The organism is Aeromicrobium sp. (assembly GCF_036676885.1).
Classification (GTDB): domain Bacteria; phylum Actinomycetota; class Actinomycetes; order Propionibacteriales; family Nocardioidaceae; genus Aeromicrobium.
Genome location: NZ_JAKFCB010000091.1, coordinates 1 through 18547 on the forward strand (window position 1 = coordinate 1; position 18547 = coordinate 18547).

Sequence of the window (18547 nt, forward strand, 5' to 3'; positions counted from 1 at the left end):
CCGGCCGGCAAGTACCTGTCGGAGCACGGCATCGAGCCGCGCGACTTCAACTCGTACGGATCGCGTCGCGGCAACCACGAGGTCATGATCCGCGGCACGTTCGCCAACATCCGCCTGCGCAACCAGATGGCGCCGGGCACCGAGGGCGGCTTCACCCGCAACCTGATCGACGGCGGCGAGGTCACGACGGTGTTCGAGGCGTCGGAGGCCTACCAGGCGGCCGGCGTCCCGCTGGTCGTCCTGTCGGGCAAGGAGTACGGCTCCGGCTCGTCGCGCGACTGGGCCGCCAAGGGCACCGCGCTGCTCGGCGTCAAGGTCGTCATCGCCGAGTCCTACGAGCGCATCCACCGCTCCAACCTGATCGGCATGGGCGTCCTCCCGCTGCAGTACCCCGAGGGCCAGAACGCCGAGTCGCTCGGGCTGACGGGGGAGGAGACGTTCGACTTCACCGGCATCACGGAGCTCAACGAGGGCCGTACGCCCAAGACCGTGCACGTCAAGGCGGGTGACGTCGAGTTCGACGCCGTCGTCCGGATTGACACGCCCGGTGAGGCCAACTACTACCGCAACGGCGGCATCATGCCGTACGTGCTGCGGAGCCTGCTCGACTGAGCATCTCCGCAGGTCAGGGGCATCGCCGACTCGGCGGTGCCCCTGTTGCATTGTGAAGTAATCGACCTGTAGCCCATTTGTTGTCCCGGACGCTAGACGTGACCCCGGTCACGGTATAGGTTGTGGCAAACAACAAACGCGTCACGTGGACGAAATAATGTCGGCCCGACGCACTACTGGAGGAAATAGGAGGCGGTCTGTGTGAAGCGGACACGCAATCTCGTACTTGCAGGAATCATGGGTGCGAGCCTCGTGCTCAGTGCCTGCGGTGGCGACGACGACGGCGGCGACGACGGCGGTGACAAGGCCAAGGGCAAGATCGGTGTGATCCTTCCCGACACCAAGTCCTCGGTCCGCTGGGAAAGCGCCGATCGTCCGGCCCTGACCAAGGCGTTCGAAGAAGCCGGCGTCGAGTTCGACATCCAGAACGCCGAGGGTGACGCCGACAAGATGGCCACGATCGCCGACGGCATGATCACCGACGGCGTCACTGTCCTCGCGATCGTCAACCTCGACTCGGACTCGGGTGCCGCGATCGAGGAGAAGGCCAAGAAGCAGGGCGTCAAGACGATCGACTACGACCGCCTGACGCTGGGTGGCTCGGCCGACGTCTACATCTCCTACGACAACAGCAAGGTCGGCGCCCTCCAGGGTGAAGGCCTCGCCAAGTGCCTGGGCGACAAGGAGGCGAACCTGATCTACCTCAACGGTTCGCCCACGGACAACAACGCCACGCTGTTCTCGCAGGGTGCTCACAGCGTGCTCGACAAGATCACGACCTACAAGAACGTTGCTGAGCAGGCCGTTCCGGACTGGGACAACGACAAGGCCGTCACGATCTTCGAGCAGCTCTACACCAAGGTCGACGGCAAGGTCGACGGCGTCTACGCGGCCAACGACGGTCTCGCAGGCGGTGTCATCTCGATCCTGAAGAAGAACGGCCAGAACGGAAAGGTCCCGGTCACGGGCCAGGACGCCACGGTCGAGGGTCTGCAGAACATCCTCACGGGTGATCAGTGCATGACGATCCAGAAGTCCGCCACCGGTCAGGCCGGCGCGCTCGCAGAGGCTGCGATCGCGATGGTCAAGGGCGACGAGCCCAAGACCACCGGTACCGCAAGGGACGACACGGGCAACCGTGACGTGCCGGCGAACCTTCTCGACCCCGTCGCGATCGACAAGTCGAACGTCAAGGCTGTCATCGACTCGGGCGACATGAAGGCTGAAGACCTGTGCACCGGCGCGTACGCGAAGCTGTGCGCTGACGCTGGCATCAGCTGATTGCTGAGGGTGCGGTCCTCCGGGCATTCTCCGGGGGACCGCACCCGATGCTGTCTCTGCACCACCCCATCTCGGACCATGTATCCCCTGGAAGGCTCACCATGAGCGAAACAGCCCCTCTCCTCGAGCTTCGAGGAATCAACAAGAGCTTCGGTGTCGTCCACGTGCTCCACGACGTCGACCTCAAGATCTATGCCGGACAGGTCACCGCACTCGTCGGTGACAACGGCGCCGGCAAGTCGACCCTCGTCAAGGCCCTGGCCGGCATCTATCCCGCCGACTCCGGCGAGTACATCTTCGACGGCAAGCCCGTCACGGTGCACGGACCCAAGGACGCCTCGGCCCTCGGCATCGAGGTCGTCTACCAGGACCTCGCCCTGTGCGAGAACCTCGACATCGTCGAGAACATGTTCCTGGGTCGCGAGAAGAAGAACGGCGTCATCCTCGACGAGACCACGATGGAGTCCAAGGCACGCGAGGCGCTGACCTCGCTGTCGGTGCGGACCGTCAAGTCCGTACGCCAGAGCGTCGCGAGCCTCTCTGGTGGCCAGCGGCAGACCGTCGCGATCGCCAAGTCGGTGCTGTGGAACTCGCGCGTCGTGCTGCTCGACGAGCCGACCGCCGCACTGGGTGTCGCCCAGACGCGTCAGGTGCTCGACCTCGTGCGTCGCCTCGCCGACTCCGGCGTGGGCGTGCTGCTGATCTCGCACAACCTGACCGATGTCTTCGAGGTCGCCGATCGCATCACGGCGCTCTACCTCGGCCGCGTCGCGGCCGATGTCGCCACCAAGGACGTCACGTCCCGTCAGGTCGTGGAGCTCATCACGACCGGACATTCATCTGACCTCGACGGCGCCCAGTCGCCGTCCACCACGGCCTGACTCGGGAGACCATCATGACCGACACCGTCAACGAAAGAGAAGCCGAGGAAGCGGGCTTCGCGTCCGACCTCACCCAGTCCCACACCCTGGGCGAGTCCATTCAGGCATACGTCAACCGGGTTCGCGGCGGCGAGATGGGCGCTCTGCCGTCCGTCCTCGGCCTCGTCGTGCTGTTCATCGTGTTCGGCTTTGCCAACGACCGGTTCCTGTCGAACCTCAACATGGCCAACCTGCTCACCCAGTCGGGCTCGATCATCATCCTCGCGATGGCGCTCGTGCCAGTGCTGCTGCTGGGCGACATCGACCTGTCAGCCGGAGTCGCTGGAGGCGTCTCCGCCTGCGTCATGGGAGTCCTCCTCGTCGACCACGGCCAGGAATGGTACGTCTCGGTCGCCGCGGCGCTCGTGACCGGTGCCGCCATCGGGTTGATCATCGGGGCGCTCGTGGCGAAGCTCGGAATCCCGTCCTTCGTCGTGACGCTGGCATTCTTCCTCGGGCTGCAGGGTGTGACCCTCAAGCTCATCGGTGAGGGCGGATCCGTCCGCGTCAACCAGGAAGTCATCAGCGGCATCGCCAACAGCAACATGGATGTCCTGTGGGGCTGGATCTGCGCCATCGCGATCATCGCGGCATTCGCCGCCTTGAAGCTGTTGCAGCATCGTCGCAAGGTGTCGCTCGGCCTCCAGCACCAGCCGGTCGCGGTCGTCGTCGCGCAGATCGTCGTCGTGGCGGCCGTGCTGATCGGCGTGACGTACGTGCTCAACCAGAACCGCAGCGTCAACCCGAACTTCCCGATCGAGGGCATTCCGTACGTCATCCCGATGGTCATACTGCTCCTGATCTTCTGGACGTTCATGCTCGGCCGCACCACCTGGGGCCGGCACGTCTACGCCGTCGGTGGCAACTCCGAAGCGGCCCGTCGCGCCGGCATCAACGTGGACCGCATCCGCATCTCGGTGTTCATCATCTGCTCGTCGATGGCGGCGCTGAGCGGCATCGTGGCGGCGTCGTACGGCGGCAAGGTCTCGACCTCGTCCGGTGGCGGCAACGTCCTGCTCTACGCCGTGGGTGCGGCCGTCATCGGCGGCACGAGCCTGTTCGGCGGCAAGGGCAAGGCCAGTGACGCAGTCATCGGTGGTCTCGTGATCGCCACGATCGCCAACGGCCTCGGGCTGCTCGCGCAGGCGTCGTACATCAACTTCCTCGTCACCGGTGGCGTGCTCCTGCTCGCAGCCAGCGTGGATGCGATCTCGCGCAGGCGCCGTTCGGCTACGGGCCTGGGATAGAACATGGCTACAGCCGGACGCTCGGGGGTCGGCACGAATCAGGAGGACGTTCGCCGGCACAATCTCGGGACAGCTCTCGGGCACGTGCATCGCGCGGGCCGAATCTCTCGTGCCGAGCTGACGGCTCGGATGGGTCTCAACCGCAGCACGATCGCGGGTCTGGTGACCGAGCTGGAGTCCCTGGGACTGGCCGATCAGGCCAAGCCCTCAGGGACCCGGATCGGCGCCGGACGCCCGTCGGTCGACGTCAAGGCGCGCACGGGTGCGTACGTCCTGGCGGTCGACCTGCGGGTCGACGGCCTGACGGTCGCCCGTGTGGGCCTCGGCGGGGTCATCCGGTCACGAGCCACCGGCCCGGTGCCGCCTGATCACGACCCCGATGCCATCGCGGCGTCGGTCGTCGACCTGATGCGTCTCGTCGTCCGCGATGTCGAGCCCGGCGCCGCCCTGGTCGGCGTCGGGCTCGGCGTGCCGGGCATCATCCGGGGTGACGACGGGCTCGTCCGCCTGGCGCCCAACCTCGGCTGGCGCGATGTCCCGTTCACCAAGATCCTGGCCGAGCGGCTGGGGCCGATCGGCATGCCGGTGCTGGGCAACGACGCCGACCTCGGCGCGCTGGCCGAGCACCTGCGCGGTGCCGGGGTCGGCGTCGACGACCTGGTCTACCTGTCCGGCGAGGTCGGTGTGGGTGCCGGCGTCATCGTCGGCGGCCGCAAGCTCGAGGGCGCTGGTGGCTACGCCGGCGAGATCGGCCACCTGCCGTTCATCCCCGACGGCAAGCTGTGCCACTGCGGTGCACGCGGCTGCTGGGAGACCGAGATCGGCGCGCCTGCCATCGCGCTGGCCATCGGCTGCCCCGCCGATCAGGTCGGCGCGCTGGGGGAGTTCCTCGAGGGCGTCCATGAGGCCACCCCGGACCTGCGCATCGTCGGCCGGCACCTCGGTCGGGGGCTCGCCGGTGCGGTCAACCTGCTCAACCCGCGGGTCATCGTGCTGGGCGGCTATCTGCGATCGCTGTTCCCGCTCGTCCGCGAGGACGTCGACGCCGAGCTTGCGGTGCACGCTCTCACGGCACCGCGCGAGCAGGTGCTGGTGACGCTGCCGGGCCTCGGCGGTGACTCCGTGCTCCACGGTGCGGCCGAGCTCGCCTTCGAGCCACTCCTGGCCGACCCCGTCGGCCGCCTGGCCACGGCCTGTCTGGACGTCGAAGCAGCCCTGGCCGGCTAGAGGACGTCCCGCTTCGGCGTCAGCCGGAGGGCAAGGACGACTGCCAGGGTGACGTACGCGGCCAGGAGGATCCCGGCCGACGGTACGGAAAGGAGCTTGTCGCCCAGTCCATTCGCGGGGCCTTGCTGCATCAGCGCGTACGTCGATCCTCCGGGCATCCAGCGCCCGACTGTGGGGTAGTCGTGGATGACGATCTGCTCGACCATGAGCATCCAGACCAGGACGATGAGGACGGCGACGATCTGGTTGCGCAGCAGGGCACCCAACGCGACGCCGATGACGCCGAACGCCGCCATGACGACGAACCCGGCGGCGACCATCTCCCAGAACAGAGTGCCCATCGTCACGTCGCCATCTCGCGAGTTGATCAGCGCCGTGGCGACCGGCAGCGACACGGCGACGGTCACGATGGTCAAGATGACGCTGAAGATGATCAGCGCCAGCCACTTCGCGACGAGGATCCGCGTGCGGCGCGGTTCGCCCAGGTACGTCGAGGTCACCGTGCCATAGCGGAACTCCTGGGTGAAGACCATCGCGCCGAGCAACAGCATCACGACTTGCGGGACGCCGAAGCTGGACCCGACAGCGCCGGTCAGGAGGCCCGGATCGTCAAGTGGGATCGGCGGGCTCTCGTTGCCAGCCGTCGGGACGCTCACCACGGTCGTCAGGACCACGAAGCCGATTGTCGCGAGAAACAGGCCGATTGGCGTGCGTGTGCTTCGCACCTTGAGCAGCTCTGCCTGCAGGAGCGCCTTCACGACAGCGTCTCCTCAACTGATGCCGGACTCTCACCGGGGCCGGCCTCCTGGATGAGCCGGAAGAACGCCCGCTCCAGGTTCGCCGTTCCCGCGAGGGCGTGCAGCACGACCCTGTGCTCGGCCGCCAGCTCTCCGACCTGCTCGGGTGTCGCGTCGACGGCGAGCTCCTCGTCCGTACGGCGGAAGGTGTGGCCGGCCGCCTCGAGCACGGCGCCAAGTCGGTCCGCGTCAGGCGTACGCACCGTCGAGCCGACGCCCGCCTCGGCACGCATCTCGGCGAGGCTCGACGATCGGAGCAGCCGGCCATGCGCCAGGACCAGCACGTGGTCGGCGGTCAGCTCGACCTCGCTCAGCGCATGGCTGGACAACAGCACTGTGCGACCCTCGTCCGCGAGCCGACGCACATACCCGCGCAGCCACCTCACGCCCGGCGGGTCGAGGCCGTTTGTCGGCTCGTCCAGAACCAGCACGCCCGGGTCACCGAGCATCGCGGAGGCCAGCCCCAGCCGCTGGCGCATCCCGAGGGAGAACCCCCCGACCCGCCGTCGGGCATCCGCCGTCAGGTCCACCTCGGCGAGCACCCGCTCAGGCGCGTCCTGGGGGAGTCCGGACGCTGTCACGAGGACGGCCAGATGGTCGAGCGCGGTACGGCCCGGGTGGTAGCCCGCAGCCTCGAGGACCGCGCCGACCTGACGGACAGGGCTCGTCAGCTCGTCGTATCGCTTGCCGCCGAACGTCGCGGTGCCCTTGTCGGGTGCCACGAGCCCGAGCAGGATCCGCAGGGTCGTGGTCTTGCCGGCCCCGTTGGGCCCGAGCAGGGCCGTCACCTCACCCGGTCTCGCCACCGCGCTCACGTCGTCGACCGCGCGCACCTGCCCGAAGCTCTTGGTGATGCCGCTCAGCTCGATGGCAACGCTCAACGGTCAGCCTCTCCGCACAGCCCCCGTGAACCTGCCCTCAGTCGATCCTGATGCTGCGGGCATCTTTGTCAATGTGACACCGCACCTGGAAGCCGTCAACTGGTGTACTTGAGTGATGGACGCTGCTCGGGCTCGATGCCATCTTGAGCGGGCAGACCGCGGATCTGCCGAACGGCGTGCAGCGCTACCCGCGTCCGCTGGAGGAGCGCGTGGCGCGGGCGCTCGCCACCGGCTCCGCCTGACCGATGCTCCGGCCTGACTGGTTGAGGGGAGCGGGACTGACGTACCGGCTGACTGGCTGACTGGCCAGGCACTTCAGGCGGTCGCTTTGGCCTGCTCGAACGCCGAGGCGAACTCCTTCATGTCACCGGCTTTGCCTTCGAGCTTGAACGCATTGCCGTGCGCGCTGATCTCCATGACGCCGGCCGCGCCCATGCGCTTGACCTCGAGGGAGTCGACCTCCGCCAGCGGGACGGTGCTCAGGATCTCGGTGATCTCCTTGATCTGCCCCATCATGCTCACCTTGACCTGCATCGTCACGAGGCTCGTGGATGTCACGGCGACCGCTCCGGGATTGCCGAGGATGATGCCGGCAGCTTTCGCTCCCTCGGTCTGGTCGCTGACCTTCTTCCCGCCGATGGCGTCGACGATCAGGCCCCCGCCGATGCCGGCTGTCGTCGCGCCGCGTGGCTTCGCAAACGCTGCCCCGAGGATGGGTTCGGCGACCTTTCCGGCCGCCGCGGCAATGATCTGTTCCCGATGGCTCGACATGAAAGCCTCCTTGTGGATGCGTCATAGAACGCACGCACATTCTGGCACGTACGGCAGGCGTATCCGGGTCTTTTGCGCTGAATGAGAGCGGTAGGGGAGATTGCCGTACCTACCGTGCGCGCATGAACTCGATCCAGCGACCGGACCCGAACTAGGCTCCGTGGATGCACGGTGACGAGGAGCGAGATCTCACTGCGCTCTTCGGTGGGTTCCCAGAGAGCCTGGCGATCTGTCGCAGGATTGAGCAGGTGGTGGCCACCATCGGCGAGGTGTCGGTGAACGTGACGAAGAGCCAGGTTGCCTTCCGGCGGCGCCGGGGCTTCGCCTGGGTATGGCGTCCCGGGCAGTACGTGAACAATCCCGTGCCGGCCGTGCTGTCGATCGCACTTCCGCGCGAGGTCAAGTCCGATCGTTTCAAATCCGTCGTGCACCCGTCGGCCAAGGTCTGGATGCACCACATTGAGATCCGCGACGTCAGTCAGATCGACGACGAGATTCGGGGATGGCTCGGCGAGGCGTACGCACACGCCGGTTGAGTGGAGAGCGCTCATCGGCGAATCCCGCGCACGACGCCCGGTCCTGGCACACAGCGGAGAGGGCCGGCCACGTGCCGACCCTCTCCGTGAATGGTGTTTACGAACAGCTGGGCGGCAGGACACTGCCCGTCGTGTAGACGGCGTCGTACCTGGCCCATCCGGCCTTGCCGGTGCTCGTGTTGCGGGCGTACACCCACCACAAGCCGTTGTCGTTCTGGCGGCTGCAGTGCACGTCGATTCCTTGGCTGGGATATCCCCGTCCGACGATCGTGCAGTCGACGTAGCCGGCGGTGCGGATGGCTGTGCCGTCTCCCCAGCTGAAGGTGCCGGTGCTGATTCTGTCGGGGTGGATGTCCCACTTGGGCTGGGTGCATGGGCTCGCGGCGCCTGCCGTACTCGCAGTCAGTGGTGAGATCGCGGTCAACGCGCCGACGGCCATGACGGCCGCCCCTGCCAGTCGTGTAAATCGCTTCACTGCTTCCCCCTTTTCGTCAGGACTTCTCACGCGAGAAGTCCCTGCGAGTCCCTCCCAGCGCGGGTCGATGTGAGGTGGCTCACAGAGCAAAGTAGTGGTCAACAGACAGTCTGTCTACAGGCAAGTTCAAGGGCCAAAGGCCAAACCTCAGACCTCACGTGAGCGGACCAGTCCGCGAGTGTCGCAGATGCGTCAGGGTGCCAGCCGGAACGGTGGGTAGCTGTCAGTGACCAGGACGAGGGCATAGGCAACGACCCGGTTCTGCCAGCGGAGGACGCCCTCCACGAAGTCGAAGATGCCCTTGGGGTAGCGGCCGGTGAACAGGATCGCGAACCACGCGACGATCACCACGACCACCGCGGCGATCCACAGGAAGAACAGCACGATGTAGTGCGGGATGGCCAGGAACCACTTGACCAGGGGCAGCCACCGGTTGAGATCGCTGGCGGCGTCGGGATAGGCGTACTCGAGATGAACGGACTGGTGGTCGGTGGTGGAGGGGTACCGGTCGTCCATGAGCGCCAAGTAGGCCCCGGTCCGGTTTCCGAATCGCTGCAGCTCGAGGTTCCAGTCGAACCACCACCGGGGATACTTCTCGCGGAACACGATCATCAGAAGTGGCCCCAGGAACAGCAGGCCACCGGCGCCCCCGAATGTGGTCGCAGTGCCGTTTTCGGCCGACCACTGCCAGGTCCCGCCAGAGACCGCGCCGAGCACGATGATGATGGGGATGGCCGCGAAGATCCGGAAAGCTGTGCTCATCCGATTCATGGTTCGATCTGGGTAGTCCACGGAGAACTGAACGGGGTACGTCACCTGCTGCATCAGTCGCACCTCCTCGGGTGTGGTTCGATTCCACGCCATTTGGCGTCGGCAGGCAAGCCCCCATGGATTCCGGTTCAGCGGCAAGCCCCAGCACTCGGAATTGTGACGACTCTGAGACGCGGTGCTCGACGCCACTCACATCCTCGGCGATTCTGGGCACATGGCTCTCGCCATCTGCCTTCTCTTCGATCCTCCTTCAGATCGCGTCGTGCGCGACCTCTGGTCCCGGCTGGAGACGGCTGGCGTCCACACCATGGCGACCCACACCCACGGCCACCACCATCCGCATCTGTCGTACGCCGTGCTGCGCAGCTGGGATCTGTCGCGCGTACAGGCGACGTTGGCCGGGCTGTCAGACGCGGGCCCGTTCACGATGTCGTTCCACGGCACGCTGGCGTTTCCGAGAGGCCGCGCGGCCCTCGCCCCGGCGATCTCGGCCGACCTCGCGAGGCGCCAGCAGCAAGTCGTCTCGGCCGTGGTGGAAACCGGCGCAGACCTGCACCGCAACTACCGACCCGGCGGCTGGGTGCCGCACGTGTCGGTGGCCACCAGTGCACCGGGAGCCAGGTTGGCCACAGTCGCCACCGCAATCGCCGACATACTGCCGTTGACGCTCAACGTCGACCGCGCGGCGTTGGTGGACAGCTCGACCGGCGAGACCTGGCCACTGGCCCACATTCCCTGACCGGTTCGGGCCCCTCGGAGGGCGGCGCCGCCGTGAGAACGGCCATCTGACGACAGGACTGGTCTGAGGTCCATGTGGCCCTTGTCATCACGATGGGCCGGGAGCAATCTGGAATTTGTCCCAATGCCCACCGAAAGGGGATCAAGATGACGGTAGATGAGCTCATTGCCCTGGACGACCGAGGGATGGCCGCCTGGGATGCCCATGACGTTGACGGTTTCACGGCCCTGTTCGCGGACGACTTCGTCTACATCGATGACAGTGTGCCGACTCCGATGACGTCGAGCGAGGAGATCCGGGACTACATGCAGGCCTGGTATACCGCGTTCCCGGATATGCGGGCGCGCGAGACCAACCGGGTCGTGGGTGAGGACTCGGTCGCGTGCGAGCTCGAGTTCACCGGTACCAACACCGGACCCCTGGAGATGGGGGGCCAGGAACTACCGGCCACTGGCCGGGAGGTGACTGGTCGCGGCACCTACTTCGCCAAAGCGAAGGACGGACGCATCACCGAGTTCCACGCACACCCCGACGTGGCCGGGATGATGGTGCAGCTCGGGATGATGCCTGGCTGAGGACCGTCAAGGACAGCGCTCGGCGCGGAGTCGACGGGCCGCGCCGCCAGACACGAATGCTCGCGGCGAGAAGACTGCTGCCGCGGTCCAGCGTCGGTGTTTCAGCGTGCGGATCTCATCTCCCGAGCACCTCGCGTTCACCGGGGTCGCGGGCCGGGTCGTTCTCGGGCAGTGCGTCGGCAGCCCAGTCGGAGCGCTTCCACGCCGGGACCGGCGTCAGGCAGTCGCTGCGTGGTACGAACCGCGATCGTTGCACGAGCTGGTAGCGGTGGATGTAGCGCGGGCAGTTCGGGTAGACGGCTCGCGCGCTGACGCGGACGACGAACTGGGCTTCGGGGTAGTCACCCCGCAGCGGGTCGTCGAGATCGATGCTTGCCATTCCCTCCAGCCGCATCCGGTGGCCTCGCTCGAAGTCGATGAACAGCAGCCCCACGTCGGGGTTCACCAGGACGTTGCCGGTGGACAGGTACATGCCGTTGCCGTCGTAGTTGGGAAAGACCAGGGTGTGGGGATCCAACACGCGGACGAAGCCCGGCTCGCCGCCCTTGTACGAGCACGTTGGTCGTCCCTCGCCGTCGGCCGTCGCGAGGAAGAACATGTCGCGACTCTCGATGAAGGCACGGTCACCCTCGCTGATGGTGTCGCTGACGAGCAGCCCGTCGATACGGTCGGCCAGCGCTCGCGTGTCGAACCGGTCTTGCAGCGAGCGACTGCCGTCGTGGTACCCGGAAGCCATGGATCCTCCTGACCGGCCGAGCCAGATGAGCCGATCGGACCACCGTGCCCAGCCTCAGTCACAAGTGTGATCCCCCCGTTGAGTCACGTCGAGGAGAAAGCCGCACACATCTTGTTTCGACACCATCGCCATCTCACGTGCAGACGAGGCGAGGTGACGCGGTTACTGCCGACCACGACACCATGAGGCGATGGCCGACGTGGCCGACGTGGTGACAGTCGCGATGCCGTCATCGTGCGGGCGTGGGCGATCCACGCGTTTGCATCAGAGCTCGGCCCATGGGTCAGCGGGGTCGGCTTTCAGTCCGGCGTACCGGCACCTCGGACAGCGGATCCCAGCTGGGATCCAGTTGGCGTCCGCTCAGCTCTCTCCACCGAAGTCGGAGGAGCAAGGGCCGCGTGCCGCCGGCCCACGGTTGTGGTTCCCACACCCGATAGATGTGCGCCACCTCAGCCGGATCCGCAACGATCTCCGTCTCACCACGGGCCACGACGCTGCAACCGCGGCGGTAGGTGTGGTTGATGTAGTCGACCTCGAAGGCAACCGTGACGCCGCAACCATGAGCCGCCAGGAGGCTGTCTGGCGAGGTGCGCACGATGATCGCTTCATCGACCACCGAATAGTTGATCGGCAGGATGTGCGGGCCGTCGGGTGCAGAGAACGCGATGCGTCCCAGGACCTCGGCGCGAAGGACAGACTCACACTGCCAATAGCTGAGCTGCACGGGGTCGGACATCCTGAGCACCTCCATCCCACCTCTGTCGACCAGCGTCACACGGGCTCGGCGGCCCACTTAGGGGCGTTGGTCCTCATTCGACTGCTTTCCAGCCACCACCGGCGTCGAGGCGATCGAGCCTCTTGACCGAGCGAAGGTACGACTCGCTCACGCGTCATAGTCGGCGCTGGAAACATCCGTCGCAGCGGCGGCGAAATGGCGGGTCAGCGGCTGGGAATCTCTGTGCGGCTGAGGAGCCGTCCACCGCAAGCGGCGATAAGACGCAATCGCCCTGACCTACAGGGCCGTGACGGTCAACGAGGTCAGTTGCCAGGCCGTGTCCATGGAGATGTCGATGCTGACGTCGTTCAACCTGGCGTACATGAAGTCGGACATGCCGACGAAGACCCAGACCGTCTTGCCTGCGGGGAAGGCGACGTCGGTGAGGAAGTTCAGCGAACGTCGCTCGCCTGGGCCGACGATCACCTTCAGGCCGGGGAAGCTCTCGCCGTCACCGCTGGCGTCCAGGCCCGGGACGAAGCGCTGCCTGAAGTCCTCGGTCATTGGCGCGCCGTCGTCGTGTTCCCAGAACACGTCAAGCGCCACACCGGACTGGGTGAAGGCGACGAACTCTGACCAGCCCCATTCGTCCGAGGTGGAAATCTTGTGCTCGCAGACAAGGCACGTCAGATCGACCGTGATCATGAGAGGGGAGGTGTTCGGTGTGGTGAAGGGGACGAGGAAGCCGCAGTAGTGGAGGACATTGAGCTGGTCGATGTCACCGGCGTCGTGGTTTTGAGCAACCATGCGACTGCCGAGCCGGCCCCATTGAGGGTCGAGGTAGCTGTCATACGTCGGGACGCTCCCGCCGCCGATGGCCTGTCTGAAGCTCGCGCGCTCCCAACCCTCGGCGAAGGGCGGGTGAAAGACGGTGCTTACCGCCAGCGGTGGCTCCACCATGGGTGGCCAGTCGAAGGGGGCTTCCAGCGGCCGAACGGTGAGCTCGCCCCGCGAGAACGCGCCCTCGCCGCGCAAGACGTCATCGACCAGATGGCGGTTGGATCGCTGGGTGGATCTCAGCAGATCGAGATCAACGCCGCGACGCCCGGCCTCGGCCAGCGAATGGAAACGGAGCCCGGGGCCTCCCGGCTGGCTCGCATGCGCTTCGCGGGCTGCTGACTTGATCGCCTCGGACTCGGCTTGCGGGAGGATCCTGCGAATCTCGGAAGCTTGGGTCGAGCCCAGGTCAAGAAGACGGTCGGCCCGACGAGCCGCATCGTCGTCCTGCCCATGGCGCTCCTTGAGGCGCTGCACGAAACTGCCGTGCTCGTTCGCAACAGACATGTCCTTCTCCGCTCAACGACTCGGTCTTGAATTGCTCAGGTGTAGCAGCCCCAGTAGTTACCGGTGCTGTGGTAATTGGGCACCCGCCAGGAATTGCATGAGTGGTAATCGCTGACGTACAGGGACGTGCCGTCGTGCCGGCTGGCGCCGGCTGGCGCGGCCAGGCTGATAGCGACGATCGGAGCGGCGACCATGGCCGCGAGCATGGTTGCCAAGGACTTTCGCATAGTTCTGCCTCCATGCCCGGGACCTTCCGCACCTCCGCTTGCCCGGTCAGCGGGCGGGTTCCACATCAGCGTCCTCGCTTTGCCGCCTCATCAGCCATAGCCCGAAGGGGCCAAATGCCTCCGCCAATGGACTAGGGCCAGCCGCAAATGTTCTCGTGCGTTCTTGACGGTTGCGGTCATGCGCTGCTCCCGAATCAACGTCTATGGGGCCCCGCGACGAATCGATCAGCCTACGTTCGTTGCCGTCCGTGTGACGGTCGGATCTTGCCCGTGGCAGCAGGCTCCTGGCCACCAAAATTTGAGGTATGCGATCGGGATCGGGTCCTCCCGGCCGGTGTCCGCAGCATTGCAGCGCCCATGCCGGCGAAGCCCAGGTCGCGGACGCCCGCAGCTGCCAACTGCGCGCCTTCAGGCAGCGTCTGAGTGACGGCGACCAGCACGACCCCGGCCATCAACGCGAGAGCTGTCCACGCCGGAAGCGTTCTCGCGCGGAGCACGGCGTGACCGAATCCGAGTCCGGCAACCACCATCACCGCACCATGCACGGTCATCACCGCACCGAGCTGGTCGGTCAGCTCCTCGTAGTTTTTGGTGTCGTTCACGAGCGCGTACACCACCGTTCCGGTGAAGACGACATAGCTGTATGCGTAGCCCACGGCGGCGAGCACTCCGAGACGTCCCAGGCGTGGCCGTTGCGCGGCTGCGAGTCCAATGACGAAGATCGGGATCGCCGCCTCGGCAAGGAGCGTGAGCCACAACTGGCCGGCCGAGAATCCGCCTTGGAGCGCCTCGACGACGTCGGATCCGAAGTACAACACCGACGCCACCAAGGTGAGAAGGCCGAGGAGGGTCGTGGCCGGCGGCAGCCGATCGACACCTCGGGCGACACGATCCTGGCCGGACGCGGTTCTCATGTGCCGCCTCCGACGATGGCCTCGGCCCGCGCCTTGATCCCGCGCAACATCCTGCGTTGCATGGCGAAGTCCCCGAACTCCATGAGCACCACCGCAGACAGTGCTCCCAGCGGGCGGCTCCAGTCGTAGATGGCCTGGATCCGGGTGACGAGACGAGTGCCACCTTCGGTCGGTGTCAGCCGCCACGCCCAGGTGCTGTCGGGCTTGGTCCACAGCAGCCACTGGTTGACCTCGAAGGAGTGGACCTTGAACGCGTTGCGGTCCGAAGGCGGACCCGAGGGCGCCATGGGCACCCATTGGCCGACCTCGAGGTGCTGCAGCTCGGGCACGACCCTGGTGGCACTCGGCTGGCCGAGGTTGTCGAGCAGGTCGTTGCTGTACCAGCCGGCCCGACGTGCCCCCACCTGCACCAGCCACGGCCAGACTGCCTGTGGCGGTGCGTCGATCGTGATCGCTCTGGTTGCGCGGAACTGAGCACGCCGGAGCAGGTCGTCCCCGGGCATCGACCCGGCTTGCTCCGCTGCCGTGGCGCCCCAGTGCCGGTGCCAGCGCCGGTACAGCGGCGAGGTGAGAAAGGCAGGCACATCGTGCGCGACGTCGCCGACTTCGGCAATCAGCTGGCGCGTGGATACCCCTCGCCCAGCGACCATCTCGATCACATCCCCTCACCAACGACTGTGCGGCCGACGATCTCAGCGTCATCCCTGACTTTCTCCAGGCGACAGGGTCAATGGTCCTGCCACGCCCGGCACATTGGTCGCGCCGGGCACCACATCTGGGTCCGCGCGCGGACAGGCTGAGACGGCAGCAATCTGGGCAAGGTGATGCGGCGGTAGGACGCGAGCGGAGACGCATTCTCTCGGCACTCAGGTCGTGCCACGATAGCGTCATGATCGGTGCTGAGGAGGACGCTCCAAAGAGCCCCCCTGACGACTTGCTGCGGGTGGCGGAACGGCACGCCAGCACTCGTGTGCCGGTCACGTCGAGGAGTGAAGAAGTTTCGGCGCTGCTGGCCCGGCTCAGGGGCCATGAGTATGACAGCGCTTCGGTCGCCGCAGTCTGCGACGGAGAGCTCTTGGTGGGCGTCGTGGCGATCGAGCGGCTGCTGAGCGCCCCGTCCGACGCCACTGTCGAGATGGTCATGGACGGTGACCCGCCGACCGTTGCTCCGGATACCCACCAGGAGCACGTCGCCTGGGCGGCCGTCCAGCACGGCGAGCCGGGCATCGCGGTGGTCGACGCCCGCGGCCGCTTCCGCGGACTCATCTCGGCACAGTCACTGCTCGCCGTCCTGCTCGAGGAGCACGACGAGGACATGGCGCGGCTGGGCGGGTTCCTCGGGAGTGCGTCAGCCGCTCGTTCGGCGAGCACCGAACGCGTGGGTCGACGCCTGTTTCACAGGCTGCCCTGGCTCCTGATCGGTCTGATGGGCGCCCTGCTCGCCGCTGTGGTCGTCAGTGCGTTCGGTGAGCAGCTCGAGGAGCAGGTCCTGATTGCGTACTTCGTGCCGGGCGTCGTCTACATCGCTGCAGCGGTCGGCATGCAGACTGAGACGCTCGCGATCCGCGGGTTGTCCCTCGGTGTCGGGATCCGGCGGGTGGCCGTTCGCGAGGTTGTCACCGGCGGGCTCCTGGGGCTGACCCTGGGGAGCCTCGCGTTCCCACTTGTCTGGGTGGGGTGGGGAGAAGTCGACATAGCGGCCTCAGTTGCCGTGTCGATGTTCGCGGCATCAGTGATCGCCACGTGCGTCGCTCTGCTCCTGCCGTGGATGCTCCATCGCCTCGGAAAGGACCCGGCCTTCGGCTCCGGACCGATCGCAACAGTGATCCAGGACCTGCTCACCGTCTCGGTCTACTTCCTCACCGCGGTGGCCATCGCCACGTGACCCCGCACAGGTCTGGGCGGTCGGCGCGACGGTGAGCGCGGCATCCCCGGGAGCATGGGCAGCGCTGCCGCTACAACGCGAGGGCGCCGGCGTAGACGTCGGCGAGGGCGTCCTCGGCGGCGCCCAGCGCTGCGGCGTGGATGCCGAGAGAGCTGAGGCGGATCTGCGGCAGGTGGATCGACGCCGAGGGGAGGCGCTCGGCGAGGACCTGGCCTGCGGCGGGCACAACGTACGCGCCGAGGGGGACGAAGTAGCCGCCGAGGACGATCGCGGCGGGGTCGAGGACGGCGGCGAGGGTGGCGAGGCCGGTGCCGAGCTCGCGGCCGAGGGCGGCGAGCGCATCACGCGTGATGGGGTCGCGGGCGGCGAGGTCCGCGACGGCGACGGCCGTCTGCAGGGGAGTGTCCTCCTCGTCGAGGCCGACCGCGCTGAGCATCGCGCGCAGGCCGATCGACGCCTCCCAACAGCCCAGGCGGCCACACCCGCACACGCGCGCGGGGTCGCCGATCGGCATGTGGCCGACCTCGCCGGCGAACCCGGCGCCGCCACGTACGAGCCGCCCGTCCTGCACGATGCCGGCGCCGATGCCGATCGTGCCGGTGATGTAGAGAGAATGAGTGACGTCGGTGGTCACGCCGTGGGCGGCCTCGGCGAGGGCGGCGCAGTTGGCGTCGTTGTCGATCGTCGTGGGGCATGCGCCGCCGAACGCCTGCTCGAGCTCGGCCGCGAGGTGCCGGCCGTCCCAGCCCAGGTTGGGCGCCCACGAGACGGTGCGGTTGTCGTGCGCGACGAGCCCCGGCACGGCGACCGTCGCACCGACGACGGTGTGGCCGTCGTCGACCAGCGCGGTACGGACGTCGGTCGCCAGCTCGATGAGCTCCGCGGTGCTCGGTGGCGTGCCGGCGGTGGCGACGGGGCGGGTCTCGACGATCCGTACGTTGCCGGCAAGGTCGAGGGCGACCGCGGCGACGTAGTCGACGTTGACCTCGAGTCCGAGCCCGAGGATCGACTCACCCGTCAGCGTGACCGGCCGGCCGGGCCGCCCGCGCCCCGACGGCACGGAGCCGTCCTGGGACACCGCGCGAGCGGCCTCGAGCTCGGCGACGATCGTGCCGACGGTCGCCTTGGCGAGGCCGGTGCGACGGGCCAGCTCGGTACGCGTCGCCGGCCCGTCGGCCCGCAGGGAGCGCAGCACGAGGCCGGTGTTCTGCCGGCGTACGTACTCCGTCCCCGTCGGGACCCCGTTGAGGGTCACCCTCCGCGCACCCCGTAGAGGTACTCGAGCGCGAGCTGGTCGAGGTGCTCGAACCCGGCGCCGCGGACAGCGAGCGCGTCGGGGTCGGCGAGCTGTGCCGCCTCCAGGTCGGCCCAACCCTCACCTTCGGACAGCGTCGGCTGCGCGAGCTCCGGCAGCTTGGCGGCCGCGAGGGCCTCCTGCACCTCCGGGTCGGCGCGGAAGGCGAGTGCCTTCTCACGCAGGACCAGGTAGTTGGTCATGCAGCCCTTGGCCGCCGCCCACACACCTTCGTCGTCCTCGGTGCGCGGCGTCTTGAAGTCGAAGTGCACGGGGCCGTCGTATCCACCGGTCAGCAGCGTGTCGACGACCCAGAACGCACCACGTACGTTGCCGGCGCCGAAGCGGAAGTCCTGGTCGTAGCGGGGACCGGTCTGGCCGTTGAGGTCGATGTGGAACAGCTTGCCCTGCCACATCGCCTGCGCATAGCCGTGGGCAGCGTTGAGGCCGGCCATCTCCTCGTGGCCGATCTCGGGATTGACGCCGACGTTCTCGGAGCGGTCGAGCGTCTCGATGAACGCCAGCGCGTGGCCGATCGTCGGCAGCAGGATGTCGCCGCGGGGCTCGTTGGGCTTGGGCTCGATCGCGAACTTGATGTCA

19 protein-coding genes and 2 pseudogenes are annotated in these 18547 nt (G+C 67.1%); 9 read left to right on the top strand and 12 right to left on the bottom strand.

Annotated features, from left to right (window positions below):
- The 5 genes and pseudogenes from acnA to V6M46_RS04770 all read left to right on the top strand — a co-directional run.
- A pseudogene (acnA, locus tag V6M46_RS04750) lies at positions 1 to 612 on the top strand (aconitate hydratase); the annotation flags it as partial.
- A 237-nt stretch (positions 613 to 849) separates the two neighbouring features.
- Positions 850 to 1893, top strand: a complete 1044-nt coding sequence (locus tag V6M46_RS04755) for a sugar ABC transporter substrate-binding protein (protein WP_332662629.1) — start codon at positions 850 to 852, stop codon at positions 1891 to 1893.
- Between the two features lie 101 nt (positions 1894 to 1994).
- Entirely contained in the window at positions 1995 to 2774 is a 780-nt protein-coding gene (locus V6M46_RS04760; RefSeq protein WP_332662630.1) for an ATP-binding cassette domain-containing protein, read from the top strand.
- Between the two features lie 14 nt (positions 2775 to 2788).
- A complete protein-coding gene (locus V6M46_RS04765; protein WP_332662631.1) occupies positions 2789 to 4060 on the top strand; it encodes a sugar ABC transporter permease in 1272 nt (423 codons plus the stop codon).
- Between the two features lie 3 nt (positions 4061 to 4063).
- The gene (locus V6M46_RS04770) at positions 4064 to 5287 is read left to right on the top strand and encodes an ROK family protein (protein ID WP_332662632.1); all 1224 of its coding nucleotides are present in this window, start codon (positions 4064 to 4066) and stop codon (positions 5285 to 5287) included.
- On the opposite strand, the gene V6M46_RS04775 is transcribed toward V6M46_RS04770, so the two are convergent.
- From V6M46_RS04775 to V6M46_RS04785, 3 genes are all read right to left on the bottom strand, one after another.
- Positions 5284 to 6045, bottom strand: a complete 762-nt coding sequence (locus V6M46_RS04775) for an ABC transporter permease (protein WP_332662633.1) — start codon at positions 6043 to 6045, stop codon at positions 5284 to 5286. The two genes, V6M46_RS04770 and V6M46_RS04775, sit on opposite strands and share 4 nt — an antisense overlap.
- Positions 6042 to 6965, bottom strand: a complete 924-nt coding sequence (locus V6M46_RS04780; protein WP_332662634.1) for an ATP-binding cassette domain-containing protein — start codon at positions 6963 to 6965, stop codon at positions 6042 to 6044. The genes V6M46_RS04775 and V6M46_RS04780 overlap by 4 nt, the downstream gene beginning before the upstream one ends.
- 315 nt (positions 6966 to 7280) lie before the next feature.
- Positions 7281 to 7736 (bottom strand): hypothetical protein, encoded by a 456-nt coding sequence (locus V6M46_RS04785; RefSeq protein WP_332662635.1) that lies wholly within the window; start codon positions 7734 to 7736, stop codon positions 7281 to 7283.
- A gap of 164 nt (positions 7737 to 7900) precedes the next feature.
- Between V6M46_RS04785 and V6M46_RS04790 the strand changes: the two genes are divergently transcribed.
- A complete protein-coding gene (locus V6M46_RS04790) occupies positions 7901 to 8272 on the top strand; it encodes a DUF5655 domain-containing protein (RefSeq protein WP_332662636.1) in 372 nt (123 codons plus the stop codon).
- Between the two features lie 97 nt (positions 8273 to 8369).
- On the opposite strand, the gene V6M46_RS04795 is transcribed toward V6M46_RS04790, so the two are convergent.
- Positions 8370 to 8747 (bottom strand): hypothetical protein, encoded by a 378-nt coding sequence (locus V6M46_RS04795; protein WP_332662637.1) that lies wholly within the window; start codon positions 8745 to 8747, stop codon positions 8370 to 8372.
- 192 nt (positions 8748 to 8939) lie between these two features.
- Entirely contained in the window at positions 8940 to 9509 is a 570-nt protein-coding gene (locus V6M46_RS04800; protein WP_332662638.1) for a DUF4389 domain-containing protein, read from the bottom strand.
- A gap of 223 nt (positions 9510 to 9732) precedes the next feature.
- Between V6M46_RS04800 and V6M46_RS04805 the strand changes: the two genes are divergently transcribed.
- Both V6M46_RS04805 and V6M46_RS04810 read left to right on the top strand, forming a co-directional pair.
- Positions 9733 to 10257 (top strand): 2'-5' RNA ligase family protein, encoded by a 525-nt coding sequence (locus V6M46_RS04805; protein WP_332662639.1) that lies wholly within the window; start codon positions 9733 to 9735, stop codon positions 10255 to 10257.
- Positions 10258 to 10331: 74 nt separating this feature from the next.
- Positions 10332 to 10832: an ester cyclase gene (locus V6M46_RS04810; protein WP_332662640.1), complete on the top strand. Its 501-nt coding sequence runs from the start codon at positions 10332 to 10334 to the stop codon at positions 10830 to 10832.
- Positions 10833 to 10947: 115 nt separating this feature from the next.
- Here V6M46_RS04810 and V6M46_RS04815 read toward each other — a convergent pair whose 3' ends face one another.
- From V6M46_RS04815 to V6M46_RS04835, 5 genes are all read right to left on the bottom strand, one after another.
- On the bottom strand, positions 10948 to 11568 hold the full coding sequence (locus V6M46_RS04815) for a pyridoxamine 5'-phosphate oxidase family protein (protein WP_332662641.1): 621 nt from the start codon (positions 11566 to 11568) through the stop codon (positions 10948 to 10950).
- Between the two features lie 283 nt (positions 11569 to 11851).
- Positions 11852 to 12304 carry a pyridoxamine 5'-phosphate oxidase family protein gene (locus tag V6M46_RS04820; protein WP_332662642.1) on the bottom strand — a complete coding sequence of 151 codons (453 nt, stop codon included), beginning with the start codon at positions 12302 to 12304 and terminating at the stop codon, positions 11852 to 11854.
- Between the two features lie 276 nt (positions 12305 to 12580).
- Complete coding sequence (locus tag V6M46_RS04825) at positions 12581 to 13627, bottom strand: hypothetical protein (protein ID WP_332662643.1); 1047 nt, start codon at positions 13625 to 13627, stop codon at positions 12581 to 12583.
- 457 nt (positions 13628 to 14084) lie between these two features.
- A complete protein-coding gene (locus V6M46_RS04830) occupies positions 14085 to 14681 on the bottom strand; it encodes a hypothetical protein (protein ID WP_332662644.1) in 597 nt (198 codons plus the stop codon).
- Positions 14682 to 14764: 83 nt separating this feature from the next.
- Entirely contained in the window at positions 14765 to 15271 is a 507-nt protein-coding gene (locus V6M46_RS04835; protein WP_332662645.1) for a hypothetical protein, read from the bottom strand.
- A gap of 584 nt (positions 15272 to 15855) precedes the next feature.
- Between V6M46_RS04835 and V6M46_RS04840 the strand changes: the two genes are divergently transcribed.
- On the top strand, positions 15856 to 16653 hold the full coding sequence (locus V6M46_RS04840; RefSeq protein WP_332662646.1) for a magnesium transporter: 798 nt from the start codon (positions 15856 to 15858) through the stop codon (positions 16651 to 16653).
- A 70-nt stretch (positions 16654 to 16723) separates the two neighbouring features.
- Here the strand turns inward: V6M46_RS04840 and V6M46_RS04845 are convergent, their stop codons facing one another.
- Positions 16724 to 17908, bottom strand: coding sequence for an ROK family transcriptional regulator (locus V6M46_RS04845; protein WP_332662647.1), 1185 nt, complete (start codon positions 17906 to 17908; stop codon positions 16724 to 16726).
- Positions 17905 to 18547: pseudogene (locus V6M46_RS04850) on the bottom strand (TIM barrel protein); the annotation flags it as partial. The pseudogene V6M46_RS04850 and the gene V6M46_RS04845, both read right to left, overlap by 4 nt.

Coding starts and splice junctions, on each gene's coding strand:
- V6M46_RS04755 (WP_332662629.1), top strand. CDS start 850: ATGGGTGCGAGCCTCGTGCTCAGTGCCTGCGGTGGCGACGACGACGGC.
- V6M46_RS04760 (WP_332662630.1), top strand. CDS start 1,995: ATGAGCGAAACAGCCCCTCTCCTCGAGCTTCGAGGAATCAACAAGAGC.
- V6M46_RS04765 (WP_332662631.1), top strand. CDS start 2,789: ATGACCGACACCGTCAACGAAAGAGAAGCCGAGGAAGCGGGCTTCGCG.
- V6M46_RS04770 (WP_332662632.1), top strand. CDS start 4,064: ATGGCTACAGCCGGACGCTCGGGGGTCGGCACGAATCAGGAGGACGTT.
- V6M46_RS04785 (WP_332662635.1), bottom strand. CDS start 7,736: ATGTCGAGCCATCGGGAACAGATCATTGCCGCGGCGGCCGGAAAGGTC.
- V6M46_RS04790 (WP_332662636.1), top strand. CDS start 7,901: ATGCACGGTGACGAGGAGCGAGATCTCACTGCGCTCTTCGGTGGGTTC.
- V6M46_RS04800 (WP_332662638.1), bottom strand. CDS start 9,509: ATGAGCACAGCTTTCCGGATCTTCGCGGCCATCCCCATCATCATCGTG.
- V6M46_RS04805 (WP_332662639.1), top strand. CDS start 9,733: ATGGCTCTCGCCATCTGCCTTCTCTTCGATCCTCCTTCAGATCGCGTC.
- V6M46_RS04815 (WP_332662641.1), bottom strand. CDS start 11,568: ATGGCTTCCGGGTACCACGACGGCAGTCGCTCGCTGCAAGACCGGTTC.
- V6M46_RS04820 (WP_332662642.1), bottom strand. CDS start 12,304: ATGTCCGACCCCGTGCAGCTCAGCTATTGGCAGTGTGAGTCTGTCCTT.
- V6M46_RS04825 (WP_332662643.1), bottom strand. CDS start 13,627: ATGTCTGTTGCGAACGAGCACGGCAGTTTCGTGCAGCGCCTCAAGGAG.
- V6M46_RS04835 (WP_332662645.1), bottom strand. CDS start 15,271: ATGCCCGGGGACGACCTGCTCCGGCGTGCTCAGTTCCGCGCAACCAGA.